General features: G+C 49.4%; 12 protein-coding genes. 8 read left to right on the top strand and 4 right to left on the bottom strand.

Going from position 1 to position 15,636, the window contains the following annotated elements:
* Positions 1 to 32 precede the first annotated feature (32 nt).
* Positions 33 to 2,780, bottom strand: a complete 2,748-nt coding sequence (locus CWC46_RS05050) for a CRISPR-associated helicase/endonuclease Cas3 (protein ID WP_021013292.1) — start codon at positions 2,778 to 2,780, stop codon at positions 33 to 35.
* Between the two features lie 282 nt (positions 2,781 to 3,062).
* Positions 3,063 to 3,782 carry a bactofilin family protein gene (locus tag CWC46_RS05045; protein WP_021013293.1) on the bottom strand — a complete coding sequence of 240 codons (720 nt, stop codon included), beginning with the start codon at positions 3,780 to 3,782 and terminating at the stop codon, positions 3,063 to 3,065.
* Between the two features lie 324 nt (positions 3,783 to 4,106).
* On the opposite strand from CWC46_RS05045, the gene CWC46_RS05040 reads away from it, so the two are divergent.
* From CWC46_RS05040 to CWC46_RS05020, 5 genes are all read left to right on the top strand, one after another.
* Positions 4,107 to 5,042, top strand: coding sequence for an aminoimidazole riboside kinase (locus tag CWC46_RS05040; protein WP_021013294.1), 936 nt, complete (start codon positions 4,107 to 4,109; stop codon positions 5,040 to 5,042).
* A 186-nt stretch (positions 5,043 to 5,228) separates the two neighbouring features.
* Positions 5,229 to 6,758, top strand: a complete 1,530-nt coding sequence (locus tag CWC46_RS05035; protein WP_037380353.1) for a carbohydrate porin — start codon at positions 5,229 to 5,231, stop codon at positions 6,756 to 6,758.
* An 81-nt stretch (positions 6,759 to 6,839) separates the two neighbouring features.
* On the top strand, positions 6,840 to 8,210 hold the full coding sequence (locus tag CWC46_RS05030; RefSeq protein ID WP_021013297.1) for a sucrose-specific PTS transporter subunit IIBC: 1,371 nt from the start codon (positions 6,840 to 6,842) through the stop codon (positions 8,208 to 8,210).
* A 4-nt stretch (positions 8,211 to 8,214) separates the two neighbouring features.
* A complete protein-coding gene (locus CWC46_RS05025; RefSeq protein WP_021013298.1) occupies positions 8,215 to 9,624 on the top strand; it encodes a sucrose-6-phosphate hydrolase in 1,410 nt (469 codons plus the stop codon).
* Between the two features lie 31 nt (positions 9,625 to 9,655).
* Positions 9,656 to 10,675, top strand: a complete 1,020-nt coding sequence (locus CWC46_RS05020) for a substrate-binding domain-containing protein (protein WP_021013299.1) — start codon at positions 9,656 to 9,658, stop codon at positions 10,673 to 10,675.
* A gap of 45 nt (positions 10,676 to 10,720) precedes the next feature.
* On the opposite strand, the gene exbD is transcribed toward CWC46_RS05020, so the two are convergent.
* Together exbD and exbB are read right to left on the bottom strand one after the other, a co-directional pair.
* The gene (gene exbD / locus CWC46_RS05015; RefSeq protein WP_021013300.1) at positions 10,721 to 11,143 is read right to left on the bottom strand and encodes a TonB system transport protein ExbD; all 423 of its coding nucleotides are present in this window, start codon (positions 11,141 to 11,143) and stop codon (positions 10,721 to 10,723) included.
* Between the two features lie 3 nt (positions 11,144 to 11,146).
* Positions 11,147 to 12,088, bottom strand: a complete 942-nt coding sequence (gene exbB / locus CWC46_RS05010; protein WP_021013301.1) for a tol-pal system-associated acyl-CoA thioesterase — start codon at positions 12,086 to 12,088, stop codon at positions 11,147 to 11,149.
* A 627-nt stretch (positions 12,089 to 12,715) separates the two neighbouring features.
* On the opposite strand from exbB, the gene CWC46_RS05005 reads away from it, so the two are divergent.
* The 3 genes from CWC46_RS05005 to CWC46_RS04995 all read left to right on the top strand — a co-directional run bounded on the left by CWC46_RS05005 (position 12,716) and on the right by CWC46_RS04995 (position 15,575).
* The gene (locus tag CWC46_RS05005) at positions 12,716 to 13,693 is read left to right on the top strand and encodes a TRAP transporter substrate-binding protein (RefSeq protein ID WP_021013302.1); all 978 of its coding nucleotides are present in this window, start codon (positions 12,716 to 12,718) and stop codon (positions 13,691 to 13,693) included.
* Between the two features lie 68 nt (positions 13,694 to 13,761).
* Positions 13,762 to 14,268 carry a TRAP transporter small permease gene (locus CWC46_RS05000; RefSeq protein WP_021013303.1) on the top strand — a complete coding sequence of 169 codons (507 nt, stop codon included), beginning with the start codon at positions 13,762 to 13,764 and terminating at the stop codon, positions 14,266 to 14,268.
* 14 nt (positions 14,269 to 14,282) lie between these two features.
* A complete protein-coding gene (locus tag CWC46_RS04995; RefSeq protein ID WP_021013304.1) occupies positions 14,283 to 15,575 on the top strand; it encodes a TRAP transporter large permease in 1,293 nt (430 codons plus the stop codon).
* Positions 15,576 to 15,636: the final 61 nt, after the last annotated feature.

Below are 15,636 nucleotides of genomic sequence, written 5' to 3'. Positions count from 1 at the left end.
GACACTTCATTTGATTTATCGTTTTCTCATCACTATTCCGGGGCGGTCAGCCCCGTTTCCTGACGGTAAAACGCAGGTGTCTCGCCCGGCGTCAGCAGCAATACCTGCGCCGTCGGGCGGTGCAAACATTGGCGAAACCGTTCCAACCGTTCGTCCCGCAATACCGGCAGTGCTTTTTCATGCTTCTGCCACCAGCTTTCCCGCACCGATAAACGACTTTTATCCCAGCCGAATTCACCGGTTCCGGCATAAGGTTGCGGAAGTTCATTGTCAGTGGCTGGCTGCCAGGCCAGATAAACGTCGATGGAAGCCGCACCCAGCCGGGTAAAGATATCGACCTCTTCTCCCCACCCGCGATCACTGGAGGTAATGGAATACCCTTGCGCCATAGTGAGTGACGACTGTTTCGCCACAGAACGCTGGCTGTAGGTGTTACCCAGCACCTGATTGGCGATATCCTGCAATGCGGCAGGCGCGGGGATCTGCTCTTCATAGACGCTTTCAATCAGCATGCGGGCATCTTCCGGCATACGAATAGCGCCGCTATCACGTAACACCGCCTGTGTCCGCCACAGCACCGCATGGTCGGGATAGACAAAACCACTGTGGCGTAACTCGCTGCCCAGCCAGGAAGCCTCCGCCTCGGGTTGCCATTCCGGTGCCAGAACATGCAGGGTGGCAGCCGGACGTTCATCGTGCAGCGGTTCAGCGTCCAGGTTGGTTTTACAACGGCCATCTAGCGCACGGATATGGCGCTGTAACCGTCCGGCACGTTGAATCAGTAAATCCACCGGCGCCAGATCGCTTATCATCACGTCCACGTCGATATCCAACGACTGTTCTACTACCTGTGTGGCGATCAGTACCTTGCCGCGCCGTTGCGGCGCCTGGTCGGATTTGCCAAACCATGCCAACGCCTGTTGCTCAATCTCCAGGCGATCACAAAATGCAAAACGACTATGAAACAACAGTAAATTTTCTTGCGGCAACCACGTGCTTTGACGTAATTGCTGATACACCGCTATCGCATCATCCACGGTATTGCGGATCCAGCAGACACACTGTCCGGCGTCCAGCGCCTGACGAATAATGTCGATCCCTTGCTCCCGTTGCGTTAGCCAGTGGATTTGTACCGAGCGTTGTACTTCCGGACGGGTCGCCAGCGACAACTCGGTCAAATGTTGTTGTGTCAGGTGGGTAAACCACGGGTATCCGGCGTCCTCCGCAGGATGAAGTGGTATCGCTGGCGCGTTCATCCCTTGATGAAAAGCCTGCAACAACCGTTCACGTTGGGAGGAAGATAACGTGGCGGTGAGAATAACCGCACTGCCGCCCTGTCGGGCATGAAACGCCAGCAGGTTTTCCAGAATCTTGCTCATATAGGCGTCATAGGCGTGAACTTCATCCAGAAGCAGAATTTTGTTGCACAACCCCAGCAATCGGAGTGATTGATGTCGGTAAGGCATCACCGCCATCAACGCCTGATCAAGCGTTCCAACTCCGACATCCGCCAACAGCGCCTTTTTACGTGAGTCAGCGAACCAATTGTTGCAGGCTGCACTGGCGCTGGATTCATCCTGGTCATACTGTGCCTGTCCGCGGTTATCTTCGGACCATAATGACTGACGGAACGCGGTTACCATCTCGCGTGCGCCGTGTGCCAGCATCAGTGAAGGTTGATGTTCCTCCACGTACAGTGCCCGGTAAGCCCGCGACAAACGCTGGTACATCGCATTGGCGGTGGCCATCGTCGGCAACCCGACATAAATCCCCTGCCCTTTTTGCTGGCTCATCAGGCGGTGAGCCAGAATCATCGCCGCTTCAGTTTTGCCCGCGCCGGTCACATCTTCCAGAATAAACAACTGCGGGCCGGGTGTGGTGATATCCACCGCCAGCGCCTGTTGTTGCAATGGCGTGGGCTGCTGAATAAATGGGAACAGCCCGCTAATGCCTTGAAACGGTTTCACAACGGGTACTGATGGCAAGCGGCACACCGCGATTTTGGCCTGAGGTAACGCGTGCTGATGCCAATACTCCACCAACGATATCGGTTGTGCCCGATAGGGGAAGTCGTCCTGATGAGAACCCAGCCAGTCCGCCAGCACCACGATACCCGCCAGCGACCAACTGTGTTGAATCAACTGTTGTCGCCAGTTTTTATCGGCAAATTGTGAGGGGAACTCGGTTAAGGAGGGAAAAACGCTGTGCAGTTCAGTCAGATAATCCTGCGCGGCTTGATAATCATCAGCATGAAACGCCGGACTCAGACTTTCCTTATGCAGCGGCGGTTTACCATGATGTCCGCACACCAATCGCATCCATATCTCAATTGATCTCTCCATTTTTTCAGGCACCGTGGCATGTGGCAACCAGGTGGGATCAGTCTGCCAGCGATCATAAAGCACCTCATTCCACAACCAGAAACCCAGCGAATCGTGGCGTTCCAGATAAGCCTTACCGGCAGGTTTGACTAGCGGTGAATCAGGACAGGAATAGAGTTGCTGGAAGCCTCTGGCAAATTTACCGATATCATGCCAGGCCAGAAACCAGGCCAGCCACAACGCGGCCGCGTCCCCGGTTAACCCAAGCGACTGCATAATATCCTGCGCCTGAAAGCGATTCTGCTTCACCAGCCAATACCCACAAGCTGCCACATCCAAACAGTGATAAGGCAGCAGATGATATTCATCATCGGTATTATGCTCAGAAGAGCGGTTCGCTTTCCCCCAATAAAGGTAATAGAGGGGAACGGACCCATTTTTATTATTTTCCGTCATCATCGCTTATTTTTAGAATAGAACTACAGCAACAGAGAACACCGCCATAATTTACGGATATATACCGTCATCCGTTAAGTGGCAAATGCGTTGGCTTTCCTTGCCCAGGCACTTACCTGAGTAAGCGCCTGAGGACCCGCTCCGTTACTGCCTTCCCGACACTCACATTATCCATAGGTATAGCCGATATTGATATTTAATAAGGCCAACAAAAAAGCCCAGACATTTATTATCAGGTTAATTATATTCCTGATGATCATCCAGGTGATTCGTTATATGAATAATTTATTTAACTGGTTTAGCCAGCACGGTGACATTATTTTCATCATTATCATTTAGCGCGTTGTTTACAACTTTTTTCTTTAAATCTGATTTTTCCTTATCCTGCGTCAACAAATTAGACTGACCGATAAATACGCCCCCTTTCTCAATAGTAAATTCATCAACATAAACTTCGCCCCGTACATTACCGGCAGACAAAACATTAATGACGCTGGCATACAACCGACCTTCGACCAGACCATTGACAATAATCTGCTCCGCTCTCAGTTCACCTTTTACACTGCCGCCGAGCTCAACTTTAATCACGTGTTCACACTGCACGTCACCTTCAATATTGCCTTCAATAGTGATGTTGCAGTTTCCTTCAACCCGACCGACAAGCTGTATACCCTGAGAAATAAAGGTGTCTTTTTTCACCCGTACCGGGCTGACGACCAGCGCCGTTTCCGGTAGCACTGGCACGGACTTCTCAGCATCATTTACCGCTTGAGTGTCTTGCAGCGTTTCAGCGGATTTTTTACTTTTATCAAATGAAAACATATGGTTACTCCTTTTACTTCCAAATAAAACAGCGATCAGGGTGATTAAAATCAGACTCAGACCAATCAGGGTTCCATAGCGCAGTGCCATGGCCGATAACGCAAGACGTGCATCCGTCAGCCAGAAAACAACGCCACCGGCCCACATCACCCAGATAACCCACAAAAAATGATATTTACGCACGGCAACATTCCTGCGGTAGTCGCGATATCAGGACCAAAATGGGAGACAACGGCAAAGTAAACTGCGGCAGGCAACCATCCATGTCTTTTTCTCCTTTAACTGCGGTTATTAGATAATAAAGTCATCGCCCTTACTTTATCAGGCATTGATTTCAGGTTATCGGACAAAAACAATTTTTATTGAATCGGTCACACCACCTGCTGACAGATTCCTGGCAGGTATGTAGTGGCAGGTACCCTCACTCCGGATATGAATGTGTTGATTAGCTAAACCGATTCTTCTATGTTAGCAAACAGTCTAATTACTCCTGTAAAGAGTGTTCTTATGTCACATAAAATATGGGTAATGGGAGACGCTGTTGTCGATCTCATTCCAGAAGATAAAGACCGCTATCTGAGATGTCCGGGTGGTGCCCCCGCCAACGTAGCCGTAGGGGTTGCCAGACTAGGTGGACAAAGTGGGTTTATCGGCCGAGTCGGTAAAGATGTTTTTGGTCACTTCTTACGTAATACATTGATTAAAGAGAAAGTTGATGTCAAAAACATGATATTGGACAGCCAGCATCGCACATCAACGGTAGTGGTCAGCCTGGACAAACAGGGAGAGCGATCATTTACCTTTATGGTGCGTCCCAGCGCGGATTTGTTCCTACAGCCGGAAGATTTACCGGACTTTCAGCGCGGAGAATGGTTACACCTATGTTCCATCGCGCTCTCTCAGGAGCCGTCCCGCAGTACGGCGTTTCAGGCGATGAAATACATCAAAGCCGCAGCCGGCTGGGTCAGCTTTGATCCCAACATCCGAGAAGATATGTGGAGCAGCCGCCAGGAACTGCTGGATTGCCTCGACCAGGCCATGGCATTAGCGGATGTAGTGAAACTGTCACAAGAGGAGTTTCAGTTACTCAGCGGTACCACGGATATCAGCAGAGGAACTGAGCAATTAATGGCGCGCTATCCGCTGAAATTACTACTGGTAACATTAGGCGGATACGGAGTGTGGCTGCGGGATCGACAGCACTTGCAACACTATCACGCCCCGATGGTGACACCTGTCGACACGACGGGTGCCGGAGACGCTTTTGTCGCCGGTCTACTGCACGGTTTGGCGGAATATGAAACACTCGACCTCCTGCCATCCTGGCAAAATATTATCGATCAGGCACAAAACTGCGGTGCATTGGCAACCACCGCCAAAGGTGCCATGACGGCGTTACCCTTTGCTCATCAGTTAACCAAACCTTCTCCCCTAATTCACTGATCAATCCAGCCGTTGCTAGTGCTGCAACGGCTATCACCTGTTTTGCAGTCAGGATCACAGTTAACAGATATGGCTGGTAAATTCGCTTGCCAATTCACTGGCCCAACCTTTATTTTCGCTTTGCATAACCGGTTTAGCAATTTAGCAAAACAATATAGTTTCAATTAAAAAGAGAACACCATAATGATGAAGCCACGCTACCTCGCCATAACACTAGGGCTAATCTTCTCTGCCCCATATGTATCAGCCGCCAGCGCTGACAGCATTGAAGCCCGATTGAACGCACTGGAACAACGTCTGCAACAAGCGGAACAACGCGCACAACAGGCTGAAGCCAGAGCCGATGCCGCGGAAAAAGAGGCCCAGACGCTGACTGCCCGCACTGAACAGGTAGAGCAGACCGCCAGACAAATAACCCAGCGTACTGAAACGCTAGCCAGCAAAAGCAATTTTGCCGACGGATTTGAATTTCATGGTTATGCCCGTTCCGGGTTGTCCATTAATGATTCAACCACCAGTTCCAATGCCGACATGGGGCCCAGCATGACACCCGCCGGAAGCACCGGTGGTTATGTCGGCCGTTTGGGTAATGAAGATGACACTTATCTTGAAATGAAACTGGAGCACAAAACCAAGCTGGACAATGGCGCCACCACGCGCTTTAAGGTGATGATGGCTGATGGTCAGCGCAGCTATAACGACTGGACCGCGTCTTCCAGCGATCTGAACGTACGCGAAGCGTTTGTGGAACTGGGTTCCCTGCCGACCTTCACTGGTGCGTTCAAGGGCACCACATTATGGGCTGGTAAACGTTTTGACCGTGATAACTTTGATATCCATTGGCTTGATTCCGATATCGTTTTCCTGGCAGGGACGGGGGGCGGTATCTATGACATACAACCCGTGGACGGCTGGAAAACCAGCGTTTCAATTTATGGACGCAGCCTGGGGGACATCACCTCACTGGATAACGAAATCCATAACTATGTGTTAACCAGTAACAACAGGATCGGGCCATTCCAGTTTATGCTAAGCGGCTTGAGCGCCAAAAATAATAACCGTCGCGAAACCAGCGACGTGGACCTGAGCACATCGGTGACAAACGTTAACGCGGGTGACAAGGGTTATCACACGATGCTGGCCTGGCATGGCGACAGCTTCTATGGGATGCGTGACGGAACATCCAAAACTGCCGTGCTATATGGACACGGGCTGGGGGCAGAAGTGAAAAATATCGGTTCGGACGGTAACCTGACGCAGGATGCAGATACCTGGCGACTAGCGACCTATGGCACCACAGCACTGAACAAAACCTGGAGCTTCGCACCCTCAATTCTGGCACAAACCAGTAAAGATCGTTATGTCAAAGGCGATAACTATCAATGGGCCACCTTCAACGCGCGCTTTATTCAGGAAATCACAGAAAACTTCGCGCTGGCTTATGAAGGCAGCTATCAATATATGGACCTTAATCCTCAGGGATATTTATCGCGCAATCATGTAAGTGGTGGATTTTATAAGCTGACATTCGCACCAACGTTCAAAGTCGGCGATATTGCTAATTTCTTCAGTCGCCCAGAATTGCGTTTATTCGCAACCTATATGAACTGGGATAAACGTCTGGATAATTACTCCACCAGTGACGCCTTCGGTTCGACGGGCTTTACGGCAGGCGGTGAATGGAACTTCGGTGTCCAGATGGAAACCTGGTTCTGATGATTAACCGGATGCTGGTCGGCGCTCAGCAGCTCACCAATATCGTTACTAATACGTCCCTGATTGATAAAGAGGAATACCATGGATATTAAAGCCATTGCGGCTTCCCTTATCCCCCTGCTGGGTGGAAAGGAAAACATTGCCAGCGCCGCACACTGTGCCACACGTCTGCGTCTGGTTCTTAAGGATGACAATCTGGCAGACAAAGCCGCCATTGAGAAAGTCGAAGGGGTTAAAGGCTGTTTCCAAAATGCCGGACAAATACAGATTATTTTCGGCTCCGGGCTGGTGAATAAAGTCTATGCCGAATTCATCAAGGTGGCGGATGTCAACGAGTCCACTACCACAGAAGCGGCAACACTGGCGGCACAGAAACTTAATCCGTTTCAACGCCTCGCTCGCCTGCTTTCCAATATTTTTGTACCGATCATCCCGGCTATTGTTGCTTCTGGCCTGCTGATGGGACTGTTGGGCATGATCAAAACCTACGGCTGGGCAGATGCCAACAGTGCTATCTTCATTATGCTGGATATGTTTAGCTCCGCTGCGTTCATCATTCTGCCTATTTTAATCGGCTTTACCGCTGCGCGGGAATTTGGTGGTAATCCCTACCTCGGTGCTACACTGGGCGGTATTTTGACCCATCCGGCATTGACCAACGCCTGGGGTGTCGCTGGCGGTTTCAAAACCATGTCACTGTTTGGCATGGATATCGCCATGATCGGCTATCAAGGGACGGTGTTCCCGGTACTGCTGGCAGTCTGGTTTATGAGTCTGGTTGAAAAACGGCTGCGAAAGGTAGTTCCCAATACGCTGGATATCATTGTCACCCCCTTCCTGACCGTGATTATCTCCGGCTTTGTCGCCATGCTGTTAATCGGTCCGGCGGGCCGGGCGTTGGGTGACGGCATTTCAATGGTGTTAAGCACGCTAATCACCCATGCAGGATGGCTGGCCGGTCTGTTGTTTGGTGGCCTTTACTCCGTTATTGTCATTACAGGTGTTCATCACAGCTTCCATGCCATTGAGGCGGGATTACTGGGAAACCCCAATATCGGCGTGAACTTTTTGCTGCCCATCTGGGCGATGTCCAACGTGGCGCAAGGCGGTGCCTGTCTGGCCGTTTATTTCAAAACCCGCAATGTCAAAATCAAGGCTATTGCACTGCCGTCGGCCTTCTCGGCCATACTAGGGATTACAGAAGCAGCAATCTTTGGTATCAACTTGCGTTTTGTAAAACCATTTTTGGCCGCCCTGGTAGGCGGCGCGCTTGGCGGCGCCTGGGTGGTTGCCAACCATGTGAACATGACCGCCGTCGGCTTAACCGGCATCCCCGGATTGGCTATAGTTCAGACGGGATCAATTCTGAACTATCTGATTGGCATGCTGATAGCATTCGGGGTAGCGTTTACCGTTTCATTACTGCTGAAATATAAAACGGATAGCGAATAATATAATGAAGGAAATCCACTTATTAAAACAGATAGTTCATGCTCTGATGTCAGGCCAATCCCGCCAGACATACGACCCATACCGTCCATACTGGCACTTGTCACCAAGCGTCGGATTGCTCAATGATCCAAATGGATTTGTACAGCACAAAGGGCGTTATCATCTGTTTTATCAGTGGAATCCTTTCGCTTGTGCTCATGGTGCCAAGTGCTGGGGACACTGGAGTTCTACTGACCTGGTTCATTGGCGTCACGAACCCGTGGCGTTGGTGCCAGGGGAAAGCTATGAAAGCCACGGTTGTTACTCCGGTTCCGCCGTGGTGGAGAACGATGCTCTGGTGCTGATCTACACCGGTAATGTCAAATATGAGGATGGATCACGTACTGCCTACCAGTGTCTGGCGCGAGAAAATACCGATGGCGAGTTTGATAAACTCGGCCCGGTGTTAACACTGCCGGAAGGCTATACCGGGCATGTCCGTGACCCAAAAGTCTGGCGCCACAATAACGATTGGTACATGGTGCTTGGGGCGCAAAGTAAAGATTTACAGGGAAAAGTGCTCCTTTATCGCTCTGACGATCTGCATATCTGGCACTCTCTGGGTGAAATTGCCGGTTCCGGTCTGGGCGGCCTGGACAACTTTGGTTATATGTGGGAATGCCCGGACCTTTTCACTATCGATCAACACGATGTACTGGTTTGCTGTCCACAAGGGCTTGTCGCGGAAGAAGAACGCTACCTGAATACCTTTCAGTCGGGATATTTCATCGGCAAACTGGATTATGAAACTGGTGATTTCCCGCATCAGGAGTTCCACGAGCTAGATAACGGCTTTGAGTTTTACGCGCCCCAGACCACGCTCAGTCACGATGGGCGTCGTCTGCTGTTTGGTTGGATGGGTATCCCCGATCAGAATGAGTTCCATCAACCCACACTTTCCCACGGCTGGATCCATACCATGACCTGCCCACGGGAACTGACATTGCATGAAGGGCGGCTGTTTCAGCAGCCCGCCCGGGAGCTGCAAATTCTGCGTAACCAGCAACACATCTGGCAAGGTGTAGCAAATTACGCACCGGTACTACCCGCCAGTAGTGCCGAGCTGATGCTAGACTCGCAGGGAGAGTTTCAGCTCAACTTTACTGACTTGATGGTGCTGTGTTGGGACGGAGAACGACTGACCCTCAACCGCCGTAATCTGCGCAGCGGCGAACCAGAGCACCGTTATTGGCACGGCAACCTGAGTCATTTACAGATCCTCTGTGATCGCTCCAGCATAGAGATCTTTATCAACCACGGTGAAGCCGTGATGTCCGCTCGCTATTTTCCCACCCGCGACGCCACCGTTACATTTAGCGGTCCCGGTAGGTTGACGCTCCAGCACTGGTTGTTAGCGCCATGCGTGATAGAATGATGCCTTCTTCTTTTCCAACACAGATATTGCGGTGAAACAAACTAAGCGCGTAACAATCAGTGATATTGCCAAACTGGCGGGCGTCTCAAAATCGACAGCCAGTCTGGTACTTAATGGCCGCAGTAAAGAATTTCGCGTGTCGGATGAAACCCGCGATCGCATTATTGCCCTGGCGCACCAACAACGTTATCAACCAAGTATTCATGCTCGTTCACTACGTTCAAACCGCAGCAACACGCTGGGATTGGTCGTGCCAGAAATGACCAACTATGGTTTTGCGGTCATTTCACGCGAGCTGGAAATGTTATGTCGTGAAGCTGGGCTACAACTGCTGATTGCCTGTACCGACGAGAACGCTGGTCAGGAAATGATGGCGGTCAACAACCTGCTCCAACGTCAGGTGGATGGTTTGATTGTCGCATCCAGTATGTTCAGCGACGTGGAATATCGCAAAATTAACCAACAATTGCCGGTGGTGCAGTTTGACCGTGTCATTGGTGATTCTGATCTGCCCCTGGTGGTTACCGAATCCGTCGAATCAACGGCGGAACTGGTGGCGAAAGTGGCCAAACAGCATCAGGATGAATTCTATTTCATCGGTGGTCCGTCACGGATATCCCCGACACACGATCGTCTGGCGGGTTTTAAGCTGGGTCTGGAACGCGCCGGTATAGCGTGCCAGCCTGAGTGGATTATTCACGGTAGCTATCATCCCAGTTCCGGCTATGAAATGTTCGCCCAACTATGCGCTAGTCTGGGCCGCCCACCCAAAGCGCTATTTACGGCTGCCTGCGGTCTACTGGAAGGGGTTTTGCGTTATCTGAACCAACATAATCTGATGGATAGCGACCTGCGGTTATGCAGCTTTGACGACCACTATCTGTTTGATTGCCTGCCGTTGAAGATTGATACCGTGGCGCAGGATTGTGAAACGCTGGCCCGCAACAGTTTTGACATGATTACCACACTGATTGAGGAACGCCCGCTGGAACAGAGCCGGATTTATGTGCCGACCCATATCCATTGGCGCCATCCTGATTCACGTGGATAAGCGCCTAAATAACAAGCACAAAAATCTTTCAGACAACACGCCTCATTAGTGGGTGGCTTTTTCCACGCCAACCAGACCAATTTTGAGATAACCCGCGCTGCGCAGTGAGTTCATAACTCGCATTATGGTTTCATAATCCACACTTTTATCCGCCCGGAAAAAAATCGTGGTGTCTTTGTCAGCTCGGGTTTTAACATCAAGCACCTGCGCAAGCGCCTGCTCAGGTACCGGGTCATCCCCCAGATAAAGCTGATTATCTGCTTTTACGGTCAAATAAACTGGTTTTGCCGGCCTGGGTTGTGGTGCTGCCGAAGACGCCGGTAAATTGACACGAATATCTACGGTAGCCAGCGGTGCCGCTACCATGAAAATGATCAGCAGCACCAGCATGACATCAATAAATGGCGTCACGTTGATATCATGCATTTCACCATTTTCATTCTGATCGTCGTTCAAATGCATGGCCATCGCTTAACCCGCCCGCCGTTTCTGCACTGATGACGTCATCTTACTCTCGATGCTATCGGCAATATCCAGGTCACGACTCTGTAACAGCAGAATTTGTGCCGCCACATCGCCGACAATCGCCTTATAACTGGCTATCCAGCGAGCAAATATGTTGTAGATCACCACTGCCGGGATCGCCGCAACCAGACCAAGCGCCGTTGCCAGCAGCGCTTCTGCAATACCAGGTGCCACAACTGCCAGATTGGTGGTCTGGGTATGCGCGATGCCAATAAAGCTGTTCATGATCCCCCATACCGTGCCAAATAAACCGATAAATGGCGCAATCGCCCCAACCGTAGCCAGATATCCGGTACCGCGTCCCATATACCGACCCGTTGCAGCCACACAACGCTCCAGACGGAATGCCGTACGTTCTTTAATCCCGTGGTTATCATCAGATAGATCTGACAAGACCAATTCGTTTTGCGCATCCGACAGCAGTCGCAGAGCGACACTATCCGGTGCGAAAGTACGGGCGGTATCCATAGCATCATCCACTGTTCTAGCCTCTTTCAACGCCAGATATTCATCGTGAATACGACGTTTGGCTTTCATCAGCTCGATACTTTTACCAAAAAAGATTGCCCAGGTAATGACCGATGCCAGCATCAGACCAATCATTACCACTTTTACCACGAGGTCAGCGTGCTGATACATACCCCAGACCGAGAGATCCATCTGCATCAGATTGCCTGAAGCATCCGCTCCCGATGGCAGTTCCAGCGCAGACACCACGGCATCTTTGTTGATTACCGGTATGGAAGGAGTGGCGGCAAACGCACTGCCACCCAATCCCGCCATCAGCAGGATAACCACTACACCACGAGAAAATGCGCTCAACGCGTGACCTGTGCCTTTCCAGGCTGATGCGAACGGTTGAGTCATGTTGTTGCCAGCCGTATACACGCTGTACCTCCACCTATCATCCAATGCCAGTCATACAATAAATCAGCGTAAAATAATACCAAAGCCTGAATTAATTGATAGTGGTTCTCATTATTATCTACACATTTTTCTGACAACCCGCTATCACCATAACGCCTGGCTCAAGAATCGCTGGCTTGCTGTAGCGCTTGATGAAAGCATGCGTTAGCGGATTTTGTGTATTCTGCAACGTCGTATATCTAACGATTTTTATTCTGTGATCGTTATTAAGTTATTACACCATTTATGATAAAAGTTCGATAAGTTATCCACTAGCAACAACTAATGGCACACAAATAAAAACATTAACAATCAGTTAATTATTAACAAATCATCATAAGACACCAAGATTAACGCCACTTGAAACAGCATTTCTCATCATATTTTGCTTTTGTGATACCTGTCATTCTTCAAAGTTGTATAATAGGTTAGCTTGCTTATCTACAAATGAGGATGCATCGCAATAAATTAAGCCTTACCCGGCAAATCTCATCGCATACCTCATTTTTCATGTCCGTATTTTATGACCTTTGTATGACATAAAAAATAAAAACGCACTCATTCTATTTACAGTAATACCTATTACCCATCACCTCTGGAGGTAATCTGATGAAGTTATCCAAGACGTTAATCAGTTTGTGTTTAAGTTCTACCGTGGTGTTAATGAGTCATTCGGTTATTGCGCAACAAATTAAAGCTGCTGATGTTCATCCTGAAGGCTATCCAAATGTGGTTGCGGTACAACACATGGGAGAAAAACTTAAAGCAGCGACTAACGGAAGATTAGAAATAAAAACCTTTCCAAGCGGTGTGTTGGGTGATGAAAGGCAGATGATAGAGCAGGCACAATTGGGTGCCATTGATATTATCCGCGTTTCCATGACACCAGTAGCGGCTATTCTGCCGGACGTTGAAGTATTTACCTTGCCCTATATTTTCCGTGATGAAGATCATATGCATAAGGTATTAGATGGAAAAATAGGTCAGGAGGTGGGGGATAAAATTACCAATAGTCCTAAATCAAAACTGGTCTTTCTGGGCTGGATGGATGCGGGTACTCGTAACCTGATAACCAAAGACCCGGTAACCAAACCGGAAGATCTGAAAGGGATGAAAATCCGCGTCCAGGCCAGTCCTGTATCACTGGCAACCCTGAAGGACATGGGGGCCAACTCGATTGCGATGGGTGTCAGTGAAGTGTTCAGTGGTCTGCAAACCGGGGTTATCGACGGCACAGAAAATAACCCGCCTACATTTGTTGCCCATAATTATATGCCGGTCACCAAGAATTATACTTGGAGCCGTCATTTCATTATTCCGGAAGTATTCCTCTACTCAAAACCCAAATGGGATAAATTGTCTAAAGAAGATCAGCAACTTATTCTGAAACTGGCCAAAGAAGCACAGCAAGAACAACGGGTATTGTGGGCGGCTTATAATACAAAATCACTAGAAAAGATGAAAGCTGGTGGTGTGAAGTTCCACGATATTGATACCGCAGCATTCTATAAAGCGACACAACCGGTACGCGATCAATTCGGTGCAAAATATCAAGGTTTGATAAAAGCCGTTGCCGACGTGAAATAATCTATCGAGTGGGTAAGTTATTTTAATTTACCCACCCATTATTTGCTGTCTGTAGGTGAGAATATAATATGGCCCGTATATATATTTCAGCCATGGATGTGCTGTACCTGATGGCTATGTGGGTATCTGGGTTAGCATTATTCATTATGACGTTAATTATTCCAGTAGGTATTTTTTTCCGTTATATCATGAATGACGGTATTTCCTGGCCAGAACCCATTTCTATTCTTTGCATGGTCACGTTCACCTTTGTTGGTGCAGCAGTGAGTTATCGTGCTTGCTCGCATATTGCTGTCTCCATGCTAGTTGACCGGTTACCGGATGTCGCTAAAAAAGCCTGTAAATTTCTATCAGATATACTGATGCTGCTAATTTGCCTGTTCATTCTCTATTACGGTTCACTACTCTGCCTGGAGTTATGGGATCAACAGATTGCCGAGTTCCCCATTATCTCTGCCGGACAAACCTATCTACCGCTGCCCATTGGTTCATTTATAACGATGCTGTTCGTCATTGAACGTATTTTATTTGGTTCACAGGATAAGCGTCCTGTGGTCATGCTTGGCAACGCCTAACGGAGCCTGTCACCATGGATGCATTTATCTTGCTTGCGACGCTGGCGGTATTGCTGGCAGTCGGGGTACCAGTGGCCTATGCCGTTGGCTTGAGCGCACTGGTTGGCGCGTATTGGATCGACTTACCGCTGGAAGCGATCATGATTCAAATCGCCAGTGGCGTGAATAAGTTTTCCCTGCTGGCAATTCCATTTTTTATTCTGGCAGGCGCCATCATGGCGGAAGGTGGTATCGCCCGCCGGTTGGTGAACTTTGCCTATATATTTGTCGGTTTTATCCGCGGTGGCCTGTCTCTGGTCAATATTGTCGCCTCAACGTTCTTTGGTGCCATTTCAGGTTCTTCTGTCGCCGATACGGCCTCTATCGGTTCGGTAATGATCCCGGAAATGGAAAGAAAAGGTTATCCCCGTGACTTTGCCGCTGCCGTGACGGCGGGCGGTTCGGTACAGGCTATTTTGATTCCCCCCAGTCATAACTCGGTTATTTATTCGCTTGCCGCAGGCGGTACGGTATCCATTGCCTCGCTGTTTATCGCCGGGATATTACCAGGCATCCTGCTCGGTTTAACCATGATGCTGATCTGTATCGGCTTCGCCCACAAACGTGGCTATCCCAAAGGCGAAGTAGTTCCGTTCCGTAAAGCGGTGAAAATCTTCCTCGATACATTATGGGGGTTGATGACCGTCGTGATCATCATGGGCGGTATCCTCTCCGGTATTTTTACCGCCACCGAGTCCGCTGCCATTGCCTGTCTATGGTCATTCTTCGTTACCATGTTTATCTATAAAGACTATAAATGGTTCGAATTGCCCAAACTGATGTATCGAACCGTCAAAACAGTCACTATCGTCATGATTCTGATTGGTTTTGCGGCTTCCTTTGGCGCGGTTATGACGTATATGCAGTTACCAAGCCGCATCACCCACTTCTTCACGTCCATTTCCGATAATAAATATGTCATCCTGATGTGTATCAACCTGATGTTGTTGGTATTGGGGACACTGATGGACATGGCGCCGTTGATCCTGATACTCACGCCAGTGTTACTGCCGGTTGCCGTTTCACTCGGTATCGATCCGGTACACTTCGGGATGATCATGATGATAAACCTCGGCATTGGACTGATTACGCCACCAGTAGGATCCGTGTTATTCGTTGCCAGCGCCGTCAGCAAACAGAAGATCGAAAACGTCGTCAAAGCCATGATGCCTTTCTATATCGGCCTGTTCACGGTACTGCTGTTGGTAACCTATATCCCAGAGATTTCACTCTGGTTGCCTCGCCTGTTTGGTGTCCATACCGGTTAACCCTCTTCTCACTGCATGCATTAACTTGCCCGTTTTCGATAAAAACGGGCTTTTTTGTTTT

Origin of the sequence: Prodigiosinella confusarubida (assembly GCF_002847015.1) — a bacterium.
GTDB classification, from domain to species: Bacteria; Pseudomonadota; Gammaproteobacteria; order Enterobacterales; family Enterobacteriaceae; genus Prodigiosinella; species Prodigiosinella aquatilis.
The sequence above is the reverse complement of the archived record's forward strand: the minus strand, read 5'-3'. Positions and strand labels throughout refer to the sequence as shown.

Bases quoted from the DNA above. Each gene is read 5' to 3' on its own strand.
- CWC46_RS05000 (WP_021013303.1), top strand. From the start codon at position 13,762: ATGGCCCGTATATATATTTCAGCCATGGATGTGCTGTACCTGATGGCT.
- CWC46_RS05050 (WP_021013292.1), bottom strand. From the start codon at position 2,780: ATGATGACGGAAAATAATAAAAATGGGTCCGTTCCCCTCTATTACCTT.
- exbD (WP_021013300.1), bottom strand. From the start codon at position 11,143: ATGGCCATGCATTTGAACGACGATCAGAATGAAAATGGTGAAATGCAT.
- CWC46_RS05040 (WP_021013294.1), top strand. From the start codon at position 4,107: ATGTCACATAAAATATGGGTAATGGGAGACGCTGTTGTCGATCTCATT.
- CWC46_RS05030 (WP_021013297.1), top strand. From the start codon at position 6,840: ATGGATATTAAAGCCATTGCGGCTTCCCTTATCCCCCTGCTGGGTGGA.
- CWC46_RS05035 (WP_037380353.1), top strand. From the start codon at position 5,229: ATGAAGCCACGCTACCTCGCCATAACACTAGGGCTAATCTTCTCTGCC.
- CWC46_RS04995 (WP_021013304.1), top strand. From the start codon at position 14,283: ATGGATGCATTTATCTTGCTTGCGACGCTGGCGGTATTGCTGGCAGTC.
- CWC46_RS05005 (WP_021013302.1), top strand. From the start codon at position 12,716: ATGAAGTTATCCAAGACGTTAATCAGTTTGTGTTTAAGTTCTACCGTG.
- CWC46_RS05025 (WP_021013298.1), top strand. From the start codon at position 8,215: ATGAAGGAAATCCACTTATTAAAACAGATAGTTCATGCTCTGATGTCA.